This window comes from Novosphingobium lindaniclasticum LE124 (assembly GCF_000445125.1).
Taxonomy (GTDB): domain Bacteria; phylum Pseudomonadota; class Alphaproteobacteria; order Sphingomonadales; family Sphingomonadaceae; genus Novosphingobium; species Novosphingobium lindaniclasticum.
This window is the reverse complement of the sequence record NZ_ATHL01000137.1, coordinates 1-21,231: the sequence shown is the minus strand read 5'-3', so window position 1 is coordinate 21,231 and position 21,231 is coordinate 1. Positions and strand designations below refer to the sequence as shown.

The 21,231-nt window shown below is 64.3% G+C and carries 23 protein-coding genes; 13 read left to right on the top strand and 10 right to left on the bottom strand.

The window, feature by feature from the left end:
* Positions 1 to 182: 182 nt before the first annotated feature.
* Positions 183 to 1,184: a tRNA (adenosine(37)-N6)-dimethylallyltransferase MiaA gene (gene miaA / locus L284_RS43685; protein ID WP_021235723.1), complete on the bottom strand. Its 1,002-nt coding sequence runs from the start codon at positions 1,182 to 1,184 to the stop codon at positions 183 to 185.
* Here miaA and serB point away from each other — a divergent pair.
* Together serB and L284_RS43675 are read left to right on the top strand one after the other, a co-directional pair.
* Positions 1,177 to 2,061, top strand: coding sequence for a phosphoserine phosphatase SerB (gene serB, locus L284_RS43680; protein ID WP_031343037.1), 885 nt, complete (start codon positions 1,177 to 1,179; stop codon positions 2,059 to 2,061). The genes miaA and serB overlap by 8 nt on opposite strands.
* A gap of 14 nt (positions 2,062 to 2,075) precedes the next feature.
* Positions 2,076 to 2,735 carry a DUF1345 domain-containing protein gene (locus tag L284_RS43675; RefSeq protein ID WP_052018451.1) on the top strand — a complete coding sequence of 220 codons (660 nt, stop codon included), beginning with the start codon at positions 2,076 to 2,078 and terminating at the stop codon, positions 2,733 to 2,735.
* Positions 2,736 to 2,848: 113 nt separating this feature from the next.
* Here L284_RS43675 and purL read toward each other — a convergent pair whose 3' ends face one another.
* Positions 2,849 to 5,008: a phosphoribosylformylglycinamidine synthase subunit PurL gene (gene purL, locus L284_RS43670; protein ID WP_021235720.1), complete on the bottom strand. Its 2,160-nt coding sequence runs from the start codon at positions 5,006 to 5,008 to the stop codon at positions 2,849 to 2,851.
* Positions 5,009 to 5,148: 140 nt separating this feature from the next.
* Here purL and L284_RS43665 point away from each other — a divergent pair, with 140 nt between their 5' ends.
* The 9 genes from L284_RS43665 (at position 5,149) to tgt (ending at position 12,818) form a co-directional block, all read left to right on the top strand.
* Positions 5,149 to 5,412, top strand: coding sequence for an exodeoxyribonuclease VII small subunit (locus tag L284_RS43665; protein ID WP_031343027.1), 264 nt, complete (start codon positions 5,149 to 5,151; stop codon positions 5,410 to 5,412).
* 21 nt (positions 5,413 to 5,433) lie between these two features.
* Positions 5,434 to 6,324: a polyprenyl synthetase family protein gene (locus L284_RS43660; RefSeq protein ID WP_031343024.1), complete on the top strand. Its 891-nt coding sequence runs from the start codon at positions 5,434 to 5,436 to the stop codon at positions 6,322 to 6,324.
* Between the two features lie 100 nt (positions 6,325 to 6,424).
* Positions 6,425 to 6,937: a pantetheine-phosphate adenylyltransferase gene (gene coaD, locus L284_RS43655; protein WP_021235717.1), complete on the top strand. Its 513-nt coding sequence runs from the start codon at positions 6,425 to 6,427 to the stop codon at positions 6,935 to 6,937.
* A gap of 111 nt (positions 6,938 to 7,048) precedes the next feature.
* Entirely contained in the window at positions 7,049 to 7,735 is a 687-nt protein-coding gene (locus tag L284_RS43650; RefSeq protein ID WP_021235716.1) for a peptidylprolyl isomerase, read from the top strand.
* Positions 7,736 to 7,788: 53 nt separating this feature from the next.
* A complete protein-coding gene (gene queA, locus L284_RS43645) occupies positions 7,789 to 8,823 on the top strand; it encodes a tRNA preQ1(34) S-adenosylmethionine ribosyltransferase-isomerase QueA (protein WP_021235715.1) in 1,035 nt (344 codons plus the stop codon).
* A gap of 42 nt (positions 8,824 to 8,865) precedes the next feature.
* Positions 8,866 to 9,801 carry an ABC transporter ATP-binding protein gene (locus tag L284_RS43640; RefSeq protein ID WP_031343023.1) on the top strand — a complete coding sequence of 312 codons (936 nt, stop codon included), beginning with the start codon at positions 8,866 to 8,868 and terminating at the stop codon, positions 9,799 to 9,801.
* Positions 9,798 to 10,571 carry an ABC transporter permease gene (locus L284_RS43635; protein WP_021235713.1) on the top strand — a complete coding sequence of 258 codons (774 nt, stop codon included), beginning with the start codon at positions 9,798 to 9,800 and terminating at the stop codon, positions 10,569 to 10,571. Before L284_RS43640 ends, L284_RS43635 begins: the two co-directional genes overlap by 4 nt.
* 17 nt (positions 10,572 to 10,588) lie before the next feature.
* A complete protein-coding gene (locus L284_RS43630; protein ID WP_031343022.1) occupies positions 10,589 to 11,662 on the top strand; it encodes a DUF481 domain-containing protein in 1,074 nt (357 codons plus the stop codon).
* Between the two features lie 19 nt (positions 11,663 to 11,681).
* Complete coding sequence (gene tgt, locus L284_RS43625) at positions 11,682 to 12,818, top strand: tRNA guanosine(34) transglycosylase Tgt (RefSeq protein WP_021235711.1); 1,137 nt, start codon at positions 11,682 to 11,684, stop codon at positions 12,816 to 12,818.
* A 75-nt stretch (positions 12,819 to 12,893) separates the two neighbouring features.
* On the opposite strand, the gene L284_RS43620 is transcribed toward tgt, so the two are convergent.
* The 7 genes from L284_RS43620 to rpiB all read right to left on the bottom strand — a co-directional run bounded on the left by L284_RS43620 (position 12,894) and on the right by rpiB (position 17,319).
* Positions 12,894 to 13,118 carry a hypothetical protein gene (locus L284_RS43620; RefSeq protein WP_021235710.1) on the bottom strand — a complete coding sequence of 75 codons (225 nt, stop codon included), beginning with the start codon at positions 13,116 to 13,118 and terminating at the stop codon, positions 12,894 to 12,896.
* A 118-nt stretch (positions 13,119 to 13,236) separates the two neighbouring features.
* Entirely contained in the window at positions 13,237 to 13,851 is a 615-nt protein-coding gene (rpsD, locus tag L284_RS43615) for a 30S ribosomal protein S4 (protein WP_021235709.1), read from the bottom strand.
* A gap of 213 nt (positions 13,852 to 14,064) precedes the next feature.
* A complete protein-coding gene (locus L284_RS43610) occupies positions 14,065 to 14,805 on the bottom strand; it encodes an RNA methyltransferase (RefSeq protein WP_021235708.1) in 741 nt (246 codons plus the stop codon).
* Positions 14,798 to 15,286 carry a transcriptional regulator NrdR gene (gene nrdR / locus L284_RS43605; protein WP_021235707.1) on the bottom strand — a complete coding sequence of 163 codons (489 nt, stop codon included), beginning with the start codon at positions 15,284 to 15,286 and terminating at the stop codon, positions 14,798 to 14,800. The genes L284_RS43610 and nrdR overlap by 8 nt, the downstream gene beginning before the upstream one ends.
* Positions 15,287 to 15,321: 35 nt before the next feature.
* Positions 15,322 to 15,546 (bottom strand): hypothetical protein, encoded by a 225-nt coding sequence (locus tag L284_RS43600; protein WP_021235706.1) that lies wholly within the window; start codon positions 15,544 to 15,546, stop codon positions 15,322 to 15,324.
* Positions 15,547 to 15,565: 19 nt separating this feature from the next.
* Positions 15,566 to 16,864: a serine hydroxymethyltransferase gene (gene glyA / locus L284_RS43595; protein ID WP_021235705.1), complete on the bottom strand. Its 1,299-nt coding sequence runs from the start codon at positions 16,862 to 16,864 to the stop codon at positions 15,566 to 15,568.
* A gap of 17 nt (positions 16,865 to 16,881) precedes the next feature.
* Positions 16,882 to 17,319 (bottom strand): ribose 5-phosphate isomerase B, encoded by a 438-nt coding sequence (gene rpiB, locus L284_RS43590; RefSeq protein WP_021235704.1) that lies wholly within the window; start codon positions 17,317 to 17,319, stop codon positions 16,882 to 16,884.
* 259 nt (positions 17,320 to 17,578) lie between these two features.
* On the opposite strand from rpiB, the gene L284_RS43585 reads away from it, so the two are divergent.
* Positions 17,579 to 19,285, top strand: coding sequence for a M28 family peptidase (locus L284_RS43585; RefSeq protein ID WP_152524761.1), 1,707 nt, complete (start codon positions 17,579 to 17,581; stop codon positions 19,283 to 19,285).
* 100 nt (positions 19,286 to 19,385) lie between these two features.
* On the top strand, positions 19,386 to 19,628 hold the full coding sequence (locus tag L284_RS0124900; protein WP_152524760.1) for a subtilase-type protease inhibitor: 243 nt from the start codon (positions 19,386 to 19,388) through the stop codon (positions 19,626 to 19,628).
* Positions 19,629 to 19,680: 52 nt separating this feature from the next.
* Here the strand turns inward: L284_RS0124900 and rpoD are convergent.
* The coding region (gene rpoD / locus L284_RS43580) for an RNA polymerase sigma factor RpoD (RefSeq protein WP_021235701.1) at positions 19,681 to 21,231 on the bottom strand (1,551 nt) is incomplete at its 5' end.

Here is a 21,231-nt window from a genome sequence, read left to right as displayed (position 1 = left end):
AGGTGGGCTGCCCTTCGAATATTGCGCGCCGATTTCGGCCCGCATTACCAAAAAACCAAGATTCGCCCTGAAGCGAACTATGATGAAAACAGACCCGGCGCAGCAGGTGCCATGCCGGGTCCTCCCTCTCCCACCCGCATACTTTCATCAGCGGATGAGCGGGCTCTAAGGGGACGAAAATGTTACGTCAACCCCATAACATGAAATAATCTATCTCTAGGAGAATTTTCGTCGAAATATTCGAACTCGATCCTTGTCCATTCTTGCGGAGGCTGGTGGCGCAGCCAGGTGAACTGGCGCTTGGCGTAGTTGCGGGTGGCCTGGGAGCCGCGCGCCGTCGCTTCTTCCAGCGTCGTTTCGCCGCGCAGCACTTGGGCCAGTTCGGGAACGCCGATCGCACGCATGACGGGAAGGTCGGGGTCGAGATCGCGGGCGAGCAGGGCTTCGACTTCCGCAAGTGCGCCGCGTTCGATCATGCGCGCGAAACGCATGTCGCAGCGGCCATAGAGGGCCTGCCGTTCAGGCAGCAGGATGGCGGCGTGAACCGAGACTTGGTCGCCGATGCCGCCGCTGGTCTGCGCCTGCCAGTAGCCGATCGACTGGCCCGTGGAGCGCACGACTTCGAGCGCGCGGGCGATACGTGTGGTGTCTGCCGGGGCCAGACGAGATGCCCGTTCCGGATCTTCGATCGCGAGGGCCGCATAGGCTTCGGTAACGGGCAGGGCGCGCACGGCCTCGCGGATATCGGGCGCGATTTGGGGAACCGGTGCAATGCCGTCCAGCAGGGTGCGGATATAGAGGCCGGTTCCGCCGACGAGCACCGGCACGGCCTGCTCGGCATGGATCGCACTTATGGCCTCACGCGCGGCGCGGGCCCATTGCGCCGCCGAGCAGGTCGCGGTGCCGTCCCAGGCACCGAACAGCCGGTGCTCGATGCCGCCCATCTCTTCGGCGGTAGGGCGGGCGCTAAGGACGGTGAGGTCGGCATAGACCTGCGAGCTGTCGGCATTGACCACCACGGCCCGCCGACCGCGCCGTTCCAGCTCCTGGGCAAGCGCGACGGCACAATCGCTCTTGCCGCTGGCGGTCGGCCCTGCGATGAGCGCGAGCGGCGGCTTGTGTCCCGCGGACGCGCCGCCGGTGGAATTTTCATACGCAGCTTCAAGGGAATTCGCAGTGCTCATTGCGCGGCTGATAGCAGAACCGGACCACCTCTCGGCAAGAATCGATGCGGCTCGGGCAGAAATGCAGGAAAGCGGCGTTCGGCTCGCATCGGCGGCGATGCTCGACTTCTGCGAAACGACAATGCAGATCGCCTCTCCGGACGAGGATGCGGCCGCTCTGCGCAAAGCCCTGGATGACCATTTCGCGCCGACCGACGGTCTCGTCTGCGATCACGAACCGACGATTCCCGGCCTTTTCATCTCCGACATGGATTCGACCATGATCGGCCAGGAGTGCATCGACGAACTAGGCGATTTTGCCGGCCTCAAGGAGCGCATCGCCGAGATCACCGAGCGGGCGATGCAGGGCGAACTCGATTTCGAACAGGCGCTGCGGGAGCGTGTCGGACTTCTCAAGGGGCTTTCGGTCGATGCGGTCGAGGAATGCCTGGCGAGCCGCATCAAACCGATGCCCGGCGCGCGCACGCTGGTAGAGACGCTCAAGAAGTTCGGCTGCCGCACCGTGCTGGTGACCGGCGGTTTCCACCACTTCGCCGACCCCGTCGCAGAGCGGCTGGGATTCGAACATGTGGTGGGCAACCGGCTGGAAGTCGCGGACGGCAAGCTGACCGGCGGCCTTGCCGGGCCGATCGTGGACAGTTCGGTCAAGAAGGCGACCCTGCTGGCCGAAGTCGAAGCGCTCGGCGGCCATGTCACCAGCCTTGCCACGGGTGACGGTGCCAACGACATCCCGATGCTGGAAGCGGCGACTTACGGCATCGCCTATCACGCCAAGCCCAAAGCCCGCGCGGCGGCCAACGGCTGGGTGGACCGGGGTGACCTTACCAGCGTTCTGCGCCTGCTCGGCATCGACGAGCAGGAATGGGTTCGCGGCTGAAGGAGCGAGGGGCGATGGCGGGCAGTGGAACCTCGATCCTGAACCGGCTGTCGCACCCTCGCTATCTTCTGTTCCTTGCCGTCCTGGCGACATCCGTCTGGCCGCTGCTGGCGGTGATCGGCGCGGTCGAGGCGGTGGTTACCGCCTTCGATCTTGCGGTCATCGTCTTCGTCCTATCGTGCGTGCCCTTGTGGCGGGACGGCAACCCGGAGGTCATGCGCCGACAGGCGAAGCGTGACGACGCCGGGCAGGTCCTGCTGCTCCTGCTGACGGGACTGATCTCCTCCGTGATCCTGGCCGCGCTGGGCACTCTGGTGCTCGACAACAAGAGCCTCGTTCCTGGCGAGATCGCGCTTCTTGTCGTGACGCTGCTGGCCTGCTGGACATTCGCCAACCTCATCTACGCCTTCCATTACGCTCGTCTCTACTATTCCGCGCGGGAGGGAGCGGATCGCAAAGGGCTGGATTTTCCCGGCGGGTGCACGCCGGATTTCGCGGACTTCGTAAACTTCGCCTTCGTGATCGGCATGACCTGTCAGACGGCGGACATAGAGATCACCGATTCCGCCGTGCGCCGGATCTCGACGTTCCACGGGCTATTCGCCTTTGCCTTCAACCTCGGCATTCTGGCGCTGACCGTTAATGTGCTGGCATCCTCCAGCGGCGGGACCTGAGGCAACACCGCGGCGAACTACATCCATTTCTCGCAGATGACCAAAGTGGGGAGGGGGATGAAAAAAGGGCGCCCTGTAGGCGCCCTTTCGTTTCTCTAAGCGGAGGAAGGCGATCAGGCCTCCATCCAGTCCTTGAAGAAAGCCTCGTTGGCTTCGCGAAGCGCGGTCACTTCGTTGCCAAGGACCTTGGTGCCTGCAACCGTGCCGATGCGAACTGCGCCGGGAAGCTCGGTGCCGGCCGGCGCCGTGACGACATAGCGGCTCTGGTCCTCGCCGAAGGCTTCCGCGGTGGACAGTTCCACTTCGAGATTGCAGCCGAGGCCACTGGCAAGCGCCATTTCCGCAAGGGCGACGACAAGGCCGCCGTCGCTGACGTCATGGACCGCCGTGACCTTGCCGGCATTGATCCAGTCGCGGATCAGGGCGCCGTTCTCGGCCTCCAGCTTGAGATCGACCTTCGGCGCGTCACCGGCTTCCTGACCCGCGATCTCGCGCAGCCAGAGCGACTGGCCGAGGTGCGAACCGTTTCCGCCCAGCACGAAGATCTCGTCCCCGGTGTTCTTGAACGCGAGGGTCGCCATCTTCTCGTGGTCTGCCAGCAGGCCCACGCCGCCGATGGCCGGGGTCGGCAGGATCGCCGAGCCGCCGCCGGTCGCCTTCGATTCGTTGTAGAGCGACACGTTGCCCGAGACGATCGGATAGTCGAGCGCGCGGCAGGCGTCGCCCATGCCGTTCAGGCAGCCCACGATCTGCGCCATGATTTCGGGGCGCTGCGGGTTCGCGAAGTTCAGGCAGTTGGTGATGGCCAGCGGAAGGCCGCCCACGGCGCTGATGTTGCGATAGGTCTCGGCCACGGCCTGCTTGCCGCCCTCGTAGGGGTCTGCGTAGCAATAGCGGGGCGAGCAGTCGGTGCTGATCGCCAGCGCCTTCTGCGTATTGTGGATGCGCACCACGGCCGCGTCGCCGCCGGACTTCTGCATGGTGTCGCCGCCGACCTGGCTGTCGTACTGCTCCCAGATCCACTTGCGCGAGGCGAGGTCCACCGTGCCCATCAGCTTGAGCAGGTCGGCGCCGATGTCGGCGCTTTCCGCCACCTCGCCCAGCGCCGGAACCTTGGCCCAGGCCTTGTATTCCTCAGGAGAAACGTAAGGGCGCTCGTATTCCGGCGCGTCGTCGGCCAGCGGACCCAGGGGAATGTCGCAGACCACTTCGCCGTTGAACTCGAGAACCATGTGGCCGGTATCGGTCACTTCGCCGATCACGGCGAAATCCAGTTCCCACTTCTTGAAGATCGCCTCGGCCATGGCTTCCTTGCCGGGCTGAAGCACCATGAGCATGCGCTCCTGGCTTTCCGAGAGCATCATCTCGTAAGGCGTCATCGCCTCTTCGCGGCAGGGCACCTTGTTCATGTTCAGGCGAATGCCGGCGCCGCCCTTGCTGGCCATTTCGACCGAGGAGGAGGTGAGGCCGGCCGCGCCCATGTCCTGGATCGCGACGATCGCGTCGGTGGCCATGAGTTCGAGGCAGGCCTCGATCAGCAGCTTTTCGGTGAAGGGGTCGCCTACCTGCACGGTCGGGCGCTTTTCCTCGGACTTCTCGTCGAAGTCGGCAGAGGCCATGGTGGCGCCGTGGATGCCGTCGCGGCCGGTCTTCGAACCGACGTAGACGATCGGGTTACCCAGGCCCGTGGCGGCCGAGTAGAAGATCTTGTCCGTCTCGGCGACGCCCACGGTCATGGCGTTGACCAGGATGTTGCCGTCGTAGGCCTTGTGGAAATTCGTTTCACCTCCGACGGTGGGCACGCCCACGCAGTTGCCGTAGGAGCCGATGCCTTCGACCACGCCCTGCACCAGATGCTTCATCTTGGGGTGGTCGGGACGGCCGAAGCGCAGCGCGTTCATGTTGGCGACCGGGCGGGCGCCCATGGTGAAGACGTCCCGCAGGATGCCGCCGACGCCGGTGGCGGCGCCCTGGAAAGGCTCGATGTAGCTAGGGTGGTTGTGGCTTTCCATCTTGAAGATGGCGGCCTGCCCATCGCCGATGTCGATCACGCCGGCATTCTCGCCGGGGCCGCAGATGACCCAGGGGGCCGTCGTGGGCAGCTTCTTCAGGTGGAAGCGGCTCGACTTGTACGAGCAGTGCTCGGACCACATGACCGAGAAGATGCCGAGCTCAACCAGGTTGGGCTCTCGGCCGAGCGCGTTCAGGACCCGCTCGTATTCCTCGGAATTGAGGCCGTGGGCCTCGACGACATCGGGGGTGATTTCGGACATGCGACGCGCCTTAGCGCCGAGTGGGACGCTTCGCTAGAGCGAAAAACAAGGCGATTTTACAGCGGCCGACCGCGGGCTTCGGCGCGATGTCCTCCAGTCCCGCCTTGACCGGTGAACGCGGGCGCTTCATTGCAGGCTTCATGACTGAGAAGAGTGCCGAAATCGGCGAAATCGCTGGGATGAGCTTCGAGGATGCGCTGCGCGCGCTGGAAGACGTGGTGCGCCGTCTCGAAAGCGGCGACGTGCCGCTCGACGATTCGATCACGCTCTACGAACGCGGCGATGCGCTGCGCCAGCATTGCCAGAAGCGGCTGGACGCCGCGCAGGCGCGCATCGAGCGCATCGTCGCCGGGCCGGACGGGGTTCCGACTGGAACCCAGCCGTTCGACACGGCGGATCGCTGAGTCGTGGCCGAGGTCACCGTGATGGATCCGGTCCTCTCCGAAGGTCTGGCTCGTATCGCCGAAGAAATCGACGGCGCCTTCGACGCGCTGCTGCCGGTGCCCAGCGATGCCCGGGCCCGTTTGGTAGAGGCGATGCGTTATGCCGCGATCGGCGGTGGCAAGCGGCTGCGGCCCTTGCTGCTGACGGCTGTTGCGGAGATGTACGGCGTCGTGCGGGAAGCGGCCATTCGCGCCGCCGTCGCGATCGAATCGATCCATGTCTACTCGCTGATCCACGACGATCTGCCGTGCATGGACGATGACGCCGTGCGTCACGGCAAGCCGACCCTGCACCTCGCCTTCGACGAAGCTACGGCGGTGCTGGCCGGAGACTCGCTTCATGCTTTCGCTTTCGAAGTGCTGAGCGATTCCGCCACGAGCGCGGATCCCTTCACGCGGATCGAACTGGTGCAGGCGCTTGGTCATGCCAGCGGGGCGCAAGGGATGGCCGGCGGCCAGATGATGGATCTCGTGGCCGAAACCAGCGAGTTCGACCTTCAGACCGTCACCCGGCTCCAGCAGCTCAAGACGGGCGCGCTGCTCGGCGCGGCGGTGGAGATGGGCGCGATCCTGGGCCGTCTGCCGCCGGAAGGACGCGCGCATCTTCGCGGCTATGCCCGCGACATCGGCCTCGCGTTCCAGATCGCGGACGACCTCATCGATCACGAGGGCGACGCCTCGGTGGCCGGCAAGGCTGTGGGCAAGGATGCGGATGCGGGCAAGGAAACCTTCGTCTCGCTGCTCGGCCCGGCCCGCGCCCGCGAACAGGCGCGAATGCTGGTCGAACAGGCGATCGGCCACCTTGCGCAGCACGGCAAGGAAGCCGACCTGCTGCGGGCCGTCGCGCGCTATATCGTCGAGCGGGATCACTAAAGAGCGCTGCCAGGCCAGAAGCGCCGACGCGATGCTGCCGGCGGCACGGGCGTGGGTGTGAGAACGACCGGGCACGATCAAGGAAAACGGGGAAGATCGCATGACTGAACGCATCGGGGTCTATCCCGGAACTTTCGATCCCATCACCTTGGGTCATGCCGACATTATCCGGCGGGGCGCCAAGCTCGTCGATCGGCTGATCATCGGGGTGACCACCAACCCTTCCAAGAACCCGCTGTTCACGCCGGAAGAGCGCATGGCGATGGTCGAGCGCGAAGTGGCGTCGCTGGGGATCAGCAACGTCACCGTCACCGGCTTCAATGCGCTGCTGATGAAGTTTGCGCAGAAGCAGGGAGCCAGCGTCATCGTCAGGGGACTGCGCGCCGTCGCCGACTTCGAGTACGAGTACCAGATGGCCGGCATGAACCAGCAGCTCAATCCGAACATCGAGACGGTGTTCCTGATGGCGGATGTCAGCCTCCAGCCGATCGCCTCCAAGCTCGTCAAGGAGATCGCCCTGTTCGGCGGCGATATCGCCCGTTTCGTCAGCCCCGCCGTGCGCGACGACGTGGTCGGCCGCATCGCCGAGACCGGGCTTCTCGGAGACTACTGAGCGCGCCCGAGACATCGCCGAGACGCCCTTGCGACAAATTCATTCATTGTCACGTCAGCACCGGGGCACTATCGCCCCTGACCTGAACGGCTTCCTTCCTGTGAGTATTCGATGAAGTTCCGCCTGACCCTTAACGCGACGATGATCGGCCTGGCGCTGGCAGCTACGCCTGCTCTGGCCAAGAAGAAGGAAGATCCGACCCCGACCCCGCCGGCGGCGGCGCTGCCGACTTTCGTCGATCCAGACGTGACGCACCAGCCCGAGAACGTGCTCCTGCTCGATCTCTCGGACGGTGGCCGCGTGGCCATTCGTCTGATGCCGGAATGGGCGCCTCACCATGTCGAGCGGGTCAAGACGCTGGCCTCGCAGGGCTTCTACAACGGCCAGATCTTCCACCGCGTGATCGACGGCTTCATGGCCCAGACCGGCGACCCGACGGGTACCGGGCAGGGAGGCTCCCAGCTTCCCGACCTGACGGCCGAATTCAACGCGATGCCGCATGTTCGCGGCACCGTGTCGATGGCCCGCACCAACGAGCCGAACAGTGCCAACAGCCAGTTCTTTATCGTGTTCTACCCGCGCTTCTCGCTCGATCGCAAGTACACCAACTTCGGCCGCGTGATCTCGGGAATGCAGTATGTCGACGCCATCCAGCGCGGCGAACCGCCCCAGAATCCGACGCGGATCGTCCAGGCTTCGCTGGCCTCCGATAACAAGGCGCCCCCGCCCCCCGTTCCGGTTGCGCCTGCTTCGACCAAGATCACCGCCGACCAGTTGACCAATTCCAAGTCGAACTGATCCGCTCGAAAAATGGATGACGCGCATGGAGCGCGCCTCTAGAGGGGCGCTCCATGCGCGTTGACCTTTTCGACTTCGACCTTCCACCTGAGAATATCGCCCTTCGCCCCGCGCGCCCGCGCGACTCGGCGCGGATGCTGGTGGTGCAGGGCCGTGACCAGGGACCGCTGGTCGAGCGCGTCGTGCGCGATCTTCCCGGCGAACTGCGCGCCGGGGACGTTCTGGTCTTCAACGACACCCGCGTCATTCCCGCCCAGCTCGAAGGACGCCGCGGCGAGGCGAAGATCGGCGCCACGCTCCACAAGCGCATCGATCTTCGCCGCTGGCAGGCTTTCGTCCGCAACGCCAAGCGACTGAAGGCCGGGGACCGCATGGAATTTCCTGCAGACGTCAGCGCGCTCGCCGAAGAGCGCCACGAGGACGGCAGCTGGACCCTGTTCTTCGAGGGTGATGAGCCGGTGGAAGTCCTGCTGGAACGGGCAGGGCGCATGCCGCTGCCGCCCTATATCGCGGGCAAGCGACAGACCGATGAGCAGGATGCCAGCGACTACCAGACGATGTTCGCGCGCGAGAAAGGCGCCGTCGCGGCGCCGACTGCCGCGCTGCATTTCACACCGGAACTGATCGAGCGGCTGGATGCGGCCGGTATCAAGCGAGAGACCCTGACCCTCCACGTCGGTGCGGGGACGTTCCTGCCGGTCAAGGCCGATGAGACGGCCGACCACAAGATGCATGCGGAATGGGGCCGTATCGATGCCGCCACCGCAGACCGCCTCAATGCCGCACGCGCGGCGGGAGGGCGCGTCATCGCGGTCGGCACCACCAGCCTGCGCCTCCTCGAAAGCGCGGCCGGCGAGGATGACATGATTCGTCCCTTCGAAGGCGACACTTCGATCTTTATCACCCCGGGTTACCGCTTCAAGGCGATCGACGGGTTGATGACCAACTTCCACTTGCCCAAGTCGACGCTGTTCATGCTGGTTTCCGCGCTCATGGGGCTGGAGCGGATGCAGGAAGTCTACGCCCATGCCATCAGCAAGGCATACCGCTTCTATTCCTACGGCGATTCCAGTCTTCTTTTGCCCTGAAGGGACTTGGAACTGTCACCGGTTTCGCGCATCACGCGGTCCATGGAACCCATTCTCGAAATCAGCGGTCTTACCAAGACTTACGCCGGGGGCTTCACCGCGCTTCAGGGCGTCGACCTCACGATCAACAAGGGCGAGATCTTCGCGTTGCTCGGGCCGAACGGCGCGGGCAAGACCACGCTGATCGGCGCCGTCTGCGGCCTGGTGCGGCCCAGCAGCGGCACCATGCGGGTCTTCGGCGAGGACATCACCCGCAATTGGCGCAGCCTGCGCGCGCGGATCGGCCTGGTTCCGCAGGAACTGGCGACCGATATGTTCGAGACGGTCCTTCACACCGTCAATTACTCGCGAGGCCTGTTCGGCCTTGCGCCCGATCCCGCGCGGATCGAGGAGATCCTGCGCGCTCTCAGCCTCTGGGACAAGCGCAAGGCGCAGATCCGTGCACTTTCCGGCGGCATGAAGCGCCGCGTGCTGATCGCCAAGGCGCTCGCCCACGAACCCGACCTGCTGTTCCTCGATGAGCCGACCGCCGGCGTCGACGTCGAGCTTCGCCGCGACATGTGGGCGCAGATCGCCAAGCTTCGCGATCGGGGCACGACGATCATCCTGACCACGCACTACATCGAGGAAGCGGAAGAGATGGCGGACCGCGTCGGCATCATCCAGGCCGGCAGCATTCGCATGGTCGAGGAGACCCGCTCCCTGATGAAGCGATTGGGTCGTACCGAAGCGCATATCGGCCTGGTGACGCCGCTGGCGTGCATTCCCGAAGTGCTGGCAGGCTATAATCTCTCCCTCGCCCAAGGCGGGCACGAACTGCTCTATCGCGGCGGCGACGGGTACGGGGGCGGCAAAGCCGAGGTTGCGCAGCTCACCAAGGACCTGGTGGCCAACGGCATCGACTACACTTCGATCGACATCCGCGAATCGAGCCTCGAAGACATATTCGTCGATCTTCTGGAAGGAGCGGCGGCATGATCGCCTTCAACGCGCGCAGCACCTGGACCATCTACAAGCGCGAAGTCCTGCGGGCCTTGCGCACCGCGATGCAGTCGATCCTGGCCCCGGTGCTTACGACCGTGCTCTACTTCATCGTCTTCGGCGCCGCGATCGGCAGCAAGATGGATTCGGGCATGGCCGGGGTGAACTATGGCGCCTTCATCGTGCCGGGTCTGCTTCTGCTGACCCTGCTCAGCGAAAGTACCTCGAACGGCAGCTTCGGCATCTACATGCCGCGCTTCACCGGCGCGATCTACGAACTGCTCTCGGCGCCTGTCGGCGTGGCGGAGACTCTGATCGGTTTCGTGGGAGCAGCGGCTACCAAGTCGCTCATATTGGCTGCTATCATCCTGATCACGGCGACCTTCTTCGTCGATTACACGATCGCTCATCCATTCTACGCCCTGGGGTTCATCCTCCTGGTTTCGGCCAGTTTCTCCCTGCTCGGGTTCATCCTGGGCATCTGGGCGGACAGCTTCGAGAAACTGGGCATCGTTCCGGTGCTGTTCATGGTGCCACTGACATTCCTCGGCGGCACGTTCTACTCGATCGATCTCCTGCCCGAGCCCTGGCGCTCGGTCGCCATGGCGAACCCGGTGGTCTATCTGGTGAACGGTCTGCGCTGGTGCTTCTACGGCAGTTCCGATTTCCCCATCGGCCTGTCCCTGGGCATGACGCTGGGCTTCCTCGTGCTGTGTGTGGCGATCGTCGCCTGGATCTTCCGCACGGGCTGGCGCCTGCGCGCCTGAGTAGGTGAAATCGTTTCATGACAATGCGTTTGGCTGTTTGTGTCAGTGTACCTGTTCTTCTGATTTCCGCTTCGGCGCAGGCGCAGGCACCCCGTACGCTACAGTTCCAGCCTTTCGGCTTCGACGCATTTCCCGATATCGAGGTGCTGCCGGTGGATCCCGTGGAGCAACTGCCGCTGCGCCTCGTGCTGCCCGATTACGTCGCCCCGCCACCCTTGATAGACGTGCCTGCTCCGCGCCTTCCCGATAACGTCAAGTCGATGATCGAGGCCGCAGTCCGGACGAAGGATTCGGCGGTCGTCTCTGCTGTCGTCAAGGCCGCGGTTTCCACCCAGCCTGACGACAAGGAAGAAATTCGCGCGATGCACCAGGCTTTCCTGGATGCGAACGCGCGCGAGATTGCTGAAAAGGCCAATGCCGAGCGGGAGCGGATCCGCCGCGCCGCCTTGCTGGAACTCTGGACCGGCAAAGTCGAACTCGGGGCTTTCCGGGCCACGGGCAACACTAGCAACTTCGGCTATACCGGCGCGGTCAAGCTGGACCGCAAGGGGCTGAACTGGCAGCACACGGTGCAACTGAACGCCGATTACCAGAAGGATCGTGGCAACGTATCGCGCGAACAATACGGGGCGAGCTACCAGCCCCGCTTCACGCTGAACGACGGCCTCTTCATTTACGGCCGCGTGCAGTACGAAAAGGATCGGATCCAGGGTTATCTCGACCGCTACTCGCTGTCCGGCGGGCTCGGCTATCGCATCCTGAAACGTGACAATGTGTCGCTGTCGATGGAAGTCGGTCCTGCGCTGCGTCGCACCCGATACGTCGAAGTGCCGGAGGAGACGACCTGGTCGGGGCTCACGTCGGTGGATTTCGACTGGCAGATCCTGCCGACGATGAAGCTCACCCAGGATGCGTCGTCCTATATCGAGACCGGGAACAGTACGTTCACTTCCGCGACGGGCTTCGAAATCGGCATGGGCAGAGGGCTGAAGACGCGGTTGTCCTATTCCATCGAGCACGAAACCTCGCCGCCGGACGGCTCGCTCAAGACCGACACGATCTCGCGCTTCTCACTGGTCTACGGCTTCTGAAGGCTGTAACGGGCGGGGCATGAACCCCCGTTTCGAATTCTCCATCCACGCCACCGACGGCAAGGCCCGGACCGGCGTTATCAAGATGCGCCGCGGCGAAATCCGCACGCCCGCCTTCATGCCGGTGGGAACTGCCGCTACCGTAAAGGCTATGAAGCCGCAGGATGTGCGCGCCACCGGCGCTGACATCATCCTTGGCAATACCTACCACCTCATGCTTCGCCCCGGAGCCGAGCGAGTCGCGCGGCTGGGCGGGTTGCACAAGTTCATGAACTGGGACCGCCCGATCCTGACCGACAGCGGCGGCTACCAGGTGATGAGCCTGTCTGACCTGCGCAAGATCACCGAGAACGGCGTGACTTTCGCCAGCCACCTCGACGGATCGCGCCACCTGCTGACGCCCGAGCGCTCGATGGAGATCCAGCGGCTGCTCGGCTCCGATATCGTCATGTGCTTCGACGAATGCCCGAAGATCGACCAGCCCCGCGACGTGATCGCGCGTTCGATGGAAATGTCGATGCGTTGGGCGAAGCGCAGCCGCGACGGCTTCGACGCGGGCGGCGAACATGCCGCCAACTCGGCCTTGTTCGGCATTCAGCAGGGTGCGCTCGATGAAGGTCTGCGCAAGGCCTCGGCCGATGCCCTCATCGACATCGGGTTCGACGGCTACGCCATCGGCGGCCTGGCCGTAGGCGAGGGGCAGGAGGCGATGTTCTCCACGCTGGAGTTCGCACCGGGCCAGCTTCCGGCAGACCGTCCGCGCTATCTGATGGGCGTCGGCAAGCCCGACGATCTCGTAGGTGCAGTGGAGCGCGGCGTCGACATGTTCGATTGCGTGCTGCCCAGCCGTTCGGGCCGCAATGGCCAGGCCTTCACCTGGAACGGGCCGCTGAACTTGCGCAACGCCCGCCATGCGGAAGACCAGAACCCCCTGGACGAGCGCTGCAAGTGTCCGACCTGCGGCACCTATAGCAGGGCCTACCTGCATCATCTCGTGCGTTCGGGGGAGATCCTCGGCTCGATGCTGATGACCGAGCACAACATCTCGTTCTACCAGCAGCTCATGCAGGCCATGCGCGACGCGATCGCCGCGGGAACCTTCGCGCAGTTCGCTGCAGACTTCCGGCGCGACTATTTTCAGGGACGCAGCGGATAGCCGGGCCAACGCTGCGGCTGTGATCAAACACCCGGGAAGCGATGCGCTTCTCGGGTGTATTTCTATCCGGCTTTGTCAGGCCGGTTCGAGGCCTTCTTGCAGATCGTCGTGCAGCGCGCCGATTTCGAGTTTGGTGCCGACATAGGCGACGAAGCGACCGGTGCGGGAGTCCAGAAAACCTGCACCGATCTCCGCCGCGAACTGCTTCGCGGTCTGGAGGTCTGGATACCATTTGCCGGTGCGTTTGGGGGTGATGAATCGATAGCGGGACATGGTGCTGATCCAATGCACAAGTTCCATGTCCGTTCCCTTACAACTCCAGCGATTCAGCGCGTTTCCAGTCGCCTCATCGCATAAATAAAAAGGGCGGCCCCACCAGGTAGCCGCCCTTCCTATTTGTGGTCCGAGGACCCGAAACTTAGCGCGAGTAGAACTCGACGACCAGGTTCGGTTCCATCTTCACCGGGTAGGGCACTTCGTCCAGCGAAGGAACGCGGACGAAGGTCACCTTGTCGGTGCCGTCCTGAGCGACGTAGTCGGGGACTTCACGCTCGGGAAGGTTCTGGGCTTCGATGATCAGCGCCATTTCCTTGGCCTTGTTGCCCAGGCTGATGACGTCGCCGACCTTCACGCGGCGCGAAGCGATGTTGCACTTCACGCCGTTGACGCGGATGTGGCCGTGCGAAACGATCTGGCGAGCCGCGAAGATGGTGGGCGCGAACTTCGAGCGGTACACGACCATGTCCAGACGCTGCTCGAGCAGGCCGATCAGGTTCTGGCCGGTGTCGCCCTTCATGCGCGAGGCTTCCTGGTAGGTAGCCTTGAACTGCTTCTCGGTCACGTCGCCGTAGTAGCCCTTGAGCTTCTGCTTGGCGCGCAGCTGCAGACCGTAGTCCGACAGCTTGCCCTTGCGGCGCTGGCCGTGCTGGCCGGGGCCGTAGCTGCGGCGGTTGACCGAGCTCTTGGGGCGACCCCAGATGTTCTCGCCCATGCGGCGGTCGAGTTTGTACTTGGCGCTTTTACGCTTCGACATAAGTCGTTCTCCTTTTCTGCTGCCGCTGCCGGGGTGGAAGCGGTCCATGTTGTCCCGGGGCGCACCATTCCGCCTAATGTGCGGAATGCGGCCGCCGCTTCACCGGGGTGCGGGGCCGAATGGACGAACCTGTCAAGAAGGCAGGCGCCATGTGAAGGGGTGCCCCATACGGGCTCGGGCAGGAATGTCAAGCAGGCGTGGTGGGAGAACCCATCAATCCCGCGGGCGACGCGTGTTTCCGAGGGCAGAGAGCACACCGCGAAGGGTGCGCACTTCGAGGTGATTCCAGCCCGGCTTCGTGAGAAGGTTGCGCAAGGTCAGCCGGTTGGCCGCCGCACGCGTTTCGGGCCAGAAATAGTTCTTGGGTTCGAGCAATTGCTCGAAGTGGCCGATGAGGCCTTCCAATTCTTCTTGCGGGGCAGGGGGAAGCAGGTCCTCCTGCGTGGGCTGCGCGAGCTGGCCGGAGCCGATGGCGCCCTTCGACCATTCGTAGGCGCAGAGGATCACCGCCTGCGCCAGGTTGAGCGAGGCGAACTCGGGATTGATCGGCACCGTCAGGATGGCCCGGGCGAGGGCGACATCCTCGGTTTCGAGACCCGATCGCTCGGGGCCGAACACATAGGCCGAACGCCCTGAAGCCGTATGAACCTCGCGCGCGGCCTCCTCGGGCGTGACGACCGGCTTGGTGACGCCGCGCTTGCGGACGGTGGTGGCGTAGACGTTGGCGCAATCGGCCACGGCCTCAGCCAGCGTCTCGAAGACTTCGGCATATTCCAGCACCACGTCGGCGCCGGCAGCGGCAGGACCGGCCGAAGGATTGGGCCAGCCGTCGCGCGGAGCGACGAGGCGCATCTCGGTCAGGCCGAAGTTGAGCATGGCGCGCGCGGCCTTGCCGATGTTCTCGCCCAGTTGCGGGCGCACCAGCACGATGACCGGCTTCTGTACGTCAGTCATCGCTGTGGCCTTCCATGGTGCCTGGACCCGCGACATCGCGCACGGTCCCTGCAAATTCTTCGAAATCGCGCGCTTCGTTGAAGGCGCGGTAGACCGAGGCAAACCGGATATAGGCGACGGAATCCAGCTGACGCAGCCCTTCCATCACCATTTCGCCGATTTCGCGGGAGGAGACCTCAGCCTCGCCGAGAGTCTCCACCTGGCGCTGTACGCCGGACACGAGTTGGTCGATCTGCTCGCGCTCGATCCCGCGCTTGCGGCAGGCCAGAGTGGCGGACTGCTCGATCTTGGCCCGATCGAATGGCTCGCGGTTATCGTCGCTCTTGACGACGGTGATCTCGCGAAGCTGGACACGTTCGAAGGTCGTGAACCGCGCGCCGCAGCTGGAACACTGGCGGCGGCGGCGGATCGCGGTATTGTCCTCGGTCGGGCGGCTGTCCTTGACCTGGGAATCATCGTGGGCGCAAAAAGGACAGCGCATTCAATCAGCTACTCTCAATTCTTGGAAGCAGTTCTTCAGGGGCGCACGCGCTTGTAGAACTGGTATCCCGCGCCGACCGCAAGACCCAATGGGATGGACACGAACGGCAGCACCAGGCCGGCGACCGCCCCGGCCGCGCCCCAGGCGAGCACCGGCTTGGTCGACGGATGGTCGAGGCCGTCCTGAAGCATTCCGGCCAGCTCGTGGCGGGCATCGGAAATGAAATCACCGTTGTCGTTGGGGTGGTTCGGGTCGGTCATGATAGCCAGGCTCCTGAAATCAGTCCTCGTAGATCGGGAATCGATCACACAGAGCCTCAACGCGCGCGCGCACGTTCTGCTCCACCTGAGCGTCGCCGGCTTCGCCGCACTTGGCAAGACCGTCGAGCACGTCGGCGACCATCTCGCCGATTTCGCGGAACTCTTCCGGGCCAAAGCCGCGGGTGGTGCCCGCGGGCGAACCCACGCGGATTCCGCTGGTCTTCATCGGCGGCAGCGGATCGAAGGGGATGCCGTTCTTGTTGCAGGTGATGCCCGCACGCTCCAGCGCCTCATCCGCGTCCTTGCCGGTCACGCCCAGCGGCGAGAGGTCGATCAGGGCGAGGTGCGTATCGGTGCCGCCCGAGACGATCGCCGCGCCGCGCGCCTTGAGCGTGTCGGCCAGAACCTTGGCGTTCTCGATGACGCGCGCGGCGTAGTCCTTGAACTCGGGGCGCAGCGCTTCACCGAAGGCAACGGCCTTGGCGGCGACGACGTGCATCAGCGGACCGCCTTGCAGGCCGGGGAACACCGCCGAATTGATCTTCTTGGCCAGCGCCTCGTCATTGGTGAGGATCATGCCGCCACGGGGGCCGCGCAGCGTCTTGTGCGTGGTGGTGGTGGCGATGTGCGCGTGGGGGAAGGGCGAGGGGTGGAGCCCCGCCGCAACGAGGCCGGCGAAATGCGCCATGTCGACCTGGAACAGTGCGCCCACGGCATCCGCGATTTCGCGCATGCGCTTGAAGTCGATCACGCGCGGATAGGCGGAACCACCGGCGATGATCAGCTTGGGCTGGTGTTCCTTCGCAAGGGCCTCGACCTCATCGTAGTCGATCAGGTGGGTGTCCTTGGTCACGCCGTACTGCACGGCGTTGAACCACTTGCCCGAAAGCGCGGCACGCGCACCATGGGTAAGGTGGCCGCCGGCGTCGAGGCTCATGCCGAGGATGGTCTCGCCCGGCTTCACGGTGGCGAGAAGCACGGCGCCGTTGGCCTGTGCGCCCGAGTGCGGCTGGACGTTGGCGAAGCCGCAATCGAACAACTGCTTGGCGCGCTCGATGGCCAGCGTCTCGACTTCGTCCGAAGGCTCGCAGCCCTGGTAGTAGCGCTTGCCGGGGTACCCTTCGGCGTACTTGTTGGTCAGCACCGAACCCTGGGCTTCGAGCACGGCCTTGGAGACGATGTTCTCCGAGGCGATCAGTTCGATCTGCTTGCGCTCACGCTTCAGCTCGTGGCCGATGGCCTTGGCGACGGCGGGATCGCTCTGGGCTACGCCCTCGGAGAAGAAGCCGGCGGAACGGATGGCGGTGTCTACGGTCATGTTCGGGCTTCTCCGTTTCAGAAGACGGGGTTGGAAAGCTTTTCGACGCGGCCCGCGTGGCGTCCGCCACCGAACTCGGCCGAGAGGAAAGCGTCGAGGCAGGCCTTGGCCATATCCTCGCCGGTCAGGCGCGCGCCCATGGCGATGACGTTGGCATCATTGTGCTCGCGGGCAAGCGCAGCCGAGAGCGGCTCCGATACGAGCGCGCAGCGGCAGGCAGGATCGCGGTTCACGGCGATCGAAATGCCGATGCCCGAGCCGCAGAGCGCAACGCCGAACTGCGCGGTGCCTTCGGCCACGACCGAAGCCAGCCTGTAGCCATAGTCGGGATAATCGACGCGGTCGGCGGTCTCTGGGCCGAGGTCGGCGACTTCGTGGCCTTGCTCGATGAGATATTCACGCAAGGTCGCCTTGAGATCAACGGCGGCGTGGTCTGAAGCAATCGCAATGCGCATGGGATGTCTGTCCTGATGCGGAGATTCGTTGCGCCTCCCCTTAGTCGCGAGTTCGTCGCATTGCCACCATTGTTGGTGATGAGAGAGTGCAATTGCCGGAAGTGGGTGAATTGGCAGCCTTTTGGCGGGGATGCTGGGGAAATCAGGAGAGAGTAGCTGAAACCGGCGCAATTTCTCACTTGTGGTCGGGCAGCAAGCCAAGAATTGACACCGATCGTCGTGAAGGGGATGCTTTCAGCGTCTGGTCAGGGGGGTGGCAGTGAAATCGACAAGGCTGCTCATCGTTTCGCTGATGCTGGGGCTGGCCTTAGCCGTTCTCGGCACGACTCCGCCCAGGCCGGCACCGGCCGATGCGCCGCAGGACGAATTTTCGGCCGAACGGGCCATGGTGGACGTCGAGCGCATCGCCCGCGCGCCGCATCCCAGCGGTTCGGCCGAGCACGCGGCCTTGCGCGGATACCTTATGCAGCGGCTGAGCGAGCTGGGGCTGACCGTGCGCATCCAGCAAGGCGCGTTTCCGCCCGATGCCCGCTCGGAACTGAACCGGCGTAACGGCAAGTCGGAGGAGCACGTCCCCTTGACCAATGTGCTTGGTCTGCTGCGCGGAACCGAGTCGAATCTCCCCGCCGCGGCGCTGATGGCGCATTATGACAGCGTCCCGGGCTCGCCTGCCGCTGGCGACGACGGGGCGGGGGTCGCCTCGATCCTGGAGACGCTGCGGGCGCTCTCGCTCGATCGGGAGCGCAAGCGCGACGTTCTGGTCATCCTGACCGACGGCGAGGAATCGGGTCTCCTTGGCGCAAGGATGTTCTTCGCCCAGGCACAGGAAGCGCGGCGGATCGGGGCGATCATCAATCTCGAGACGCGCGGCGGTGGCGGGAAGGCCAACCTGTTCCAGACATCCGCTCTCAATGGCGATGTGGCCAGGCTCTGGGCCAGCACCGCGCCGCATCCTGCGGGAACGTCGCTGGCGACCTTCATCTATAGCATCCTGCCCAACGATACGGACCTGACCGTGGCTCTGCCGCATGGTTATCCGGCATGGAACTTCGCGTTCATCGGACGGCCGGGGCTCTATCATTCGCCTCTGGCTACGGCCCCCAATCTCGATCGCGGATCGCTCCAGCAGATGGGCGAGCAGACGCTGGGGCTGGCGCGCGCTCTGGCGAAGACCACCGACCTGCCGCGCCGAGCACCGGATATCGTGTTTTTCGACGCGTTCGGGCTGTTCGCGATTCATTATGCGCCGGGGTGGGGCTGGGCGATGCTGGCCGTCGCTTTCCTAGGCTACGGTGCGCTGGTGATGCGGCGACCGGACCTCCCGGAAATGTTCGTCGGCTCTGCGCGGATGCTTGCGCTCCTGGCGCTGACCGGAGGGCTGCTATGGGCGTTCAACATGGTTTCGGGCGCGGACGGCCCCGTGAACTACTACGACCGCTTGGCCGCGATCCCTCGGCTTCAGGCGATCGCCTTGTGCGGTACCGCTGCAGTATCAGTGCTCCTGCTGGGGAGCAGACCGGAATCTGTTGCCGGAGAAGTGGGGTTGGTGCTGCCTGTGTGGTTGGCTGCCGCCGCTTTCCAGGCATTCGCGCCGACGGCGGCTTATGTGCTGACGGTGCCGTTGCTGCTGAGCGGCGTCGTAGCCTTGATGCGCGCAACAGGGGCGGGCAGCGGGCTGGGGGTCGCAGCCGTGGCCGTGGCCGGACTCGTGACGGGATATGCGCTGCTGCTCGGCTACTCGCTGATGCAGGCGGTAGGGACGGGCCTCCCGATGGTTTGCATCCTACCGCTGATGATGGTCATGCCGGTTCTCGTGCCGCTTCGGGCGCCCCTGTCGCAGGGGCTGATGAAGGGCTTGAGCATGACCTTGCTGGTTCTGGCGGTTGGAGTGGCGCTTTGGGTGCGGTGGGATACTCCAGCTGCGAGTATTGCCGCTTACGAGCAGGTTCCGGCGCCAGGCGGGTAAGGATAAGGGTATGCCGGCCGGCACCGGCTACCGGCTTGCGGTAAATGTCACCCTGGCCCAATCTCGCGGGCGCCGGGAGGGACCGGTGAGGAGAGTGCCCATGAAGCGTATCTTGCTATCGTCATTGGGAGTCGCAGGCATCGTGTTGCTTGCCGGTTGCATGGAAACCATGCCGGGACCGGACCGTCCGCATCGTCCGCGACCGGAAAAGCCGGCCATGTGCACGAGGGAATATGCGCCCGTCTGCGGCGTGAAGCGGGGCAAGCGGCAGACTTTCGGCAATGCCTGCATGGCGCGGGCGAAGGGCTACAACGTGGTCGATCAAGGTCCCTGCGGGCAATAGGCGAAAAAAAGCCCCGCCTTGGCGGGGCTTTTCTCTTACCGTTTCGGGTTCCTCACTGATCGAGGAACGAGCGCATCTTGCGGCTGCGGCTCGGGTGCTTGAGCTTGCGCAGGGCCTTCGCCTCGATCTGGCGGATACGTTCGCGCGTGACCGAGAACTGCTGGCCGACTTCCTCGAGGGTGTGGTCGGTGTTCATGCCGATGCCAAAGCGCATGCGCAGCACGCGCTCTTCGCGCGGGGTGAGTGAGGCCAGAACGCGGGTGACCGTTTCCTTGAGGTTGGCCTGGATCGCCGCGTCGACCGGGATGATCGCGTTCTTGTCTTCGATGAAATCGCCCAGGTGCGAGTCTTCCTCGTCGCCGATGGGCGTTTCGAGGCTGATCGGCTCCTTGGCGATCTTCATCACCTTGCGCACCTTTTCGAGCGGCATGGACAGGCGCTCGGCCATTTCCTCGGGCGTGGGCTCGCGGCCCTGCTCGTGGAGGAACTGGCGGCTGGTGCGGACCAGCTTGTTGATCGTCTCGATCATGTGGACCGGGATGCGGATCGTGCGGGCCTGATCCGCGATCGAGCGGGTGATCGCCTGCCTGATCCACCAGGTGGCGTAAGTGGAGAACTTGTAGCCGCGGCGGTACTCGAACTTGTCGACCGCCTTCATCAGGCCGATGTTGCCTTCCTGAATGAGGTCCAGGAATTGAAGGCCGCGGTTCGTGTACTTCTTGGCGATCGAGATCACCAGGCGCAGGTTCGCCTCGACCATTTCCTTCTTGGCGATGCGCGCCTCGCGCTCACCTTTCTGGACCATGTTGACGATGCGGCGGAACTCGGGAAGCGCCATGCCGGTGGCGGCGGCGATGTCCGACACTTCCGAACGGATTCGTTCGACCGGATCGGCCTCGGCTTCCGCAAAGGCCGCCCACTTCTTGTCCTTCCTGGACATTTCGGCAAGCCAGGTATCGTCCAGTTCGCGGCCGACGTAGGTATCGAGGAAGTCGGCGCGCTTGACCTTGTGACGCTCAGCCAGGCGCAGCATCTGGCCGCCCAGCGTCGTCAGGCGGCGGTTGAAGGCATAGAGGTTGTCGACGAGATATTCGATCTTCGTCGCGTGGAACTTCACCGATTCGACCTGAGCGGTCAGGTCTTCGCGCAGCTGCTGGTACTGGTCTTCCTTGGCGGCGGGGAAATCGATGCCCAGAGCCAGCGCGTCGAGACGTTCCGACTGAAGGCGTTCGAAGGCCTGGAACAGCTCGGTGATGAGCATGAACTTCTCAAGCGCCTCGGGCTTGAGCGCCGCTTCCATCTGGGCGAGGCTGAGGGTGTTGTCCTCTTCCTCTTCCTCGGCTTCGCGCTTGGGGATCGGGTTGCCGTCCTCGTCCAGTTCTTCCGAGTTGTCCTCGTCCGAATCGTCCTCGTCCTTGAACGAGGGGCCGGCGGTCTTCTCGCTGATCTCGCCGTCGTCGTCGCCTTCACCGTCCTCGGACAGGCTTTCCGGCGCCGGCTCCTTCGAGAGCATGGCGTCGAGATCGAGGATCTCGCGCAGCTGCATCTCGCCGTTGTTGAGCGCTTCGGACCACTGGATGATGGCGTGGAAGGTGATCGGGCT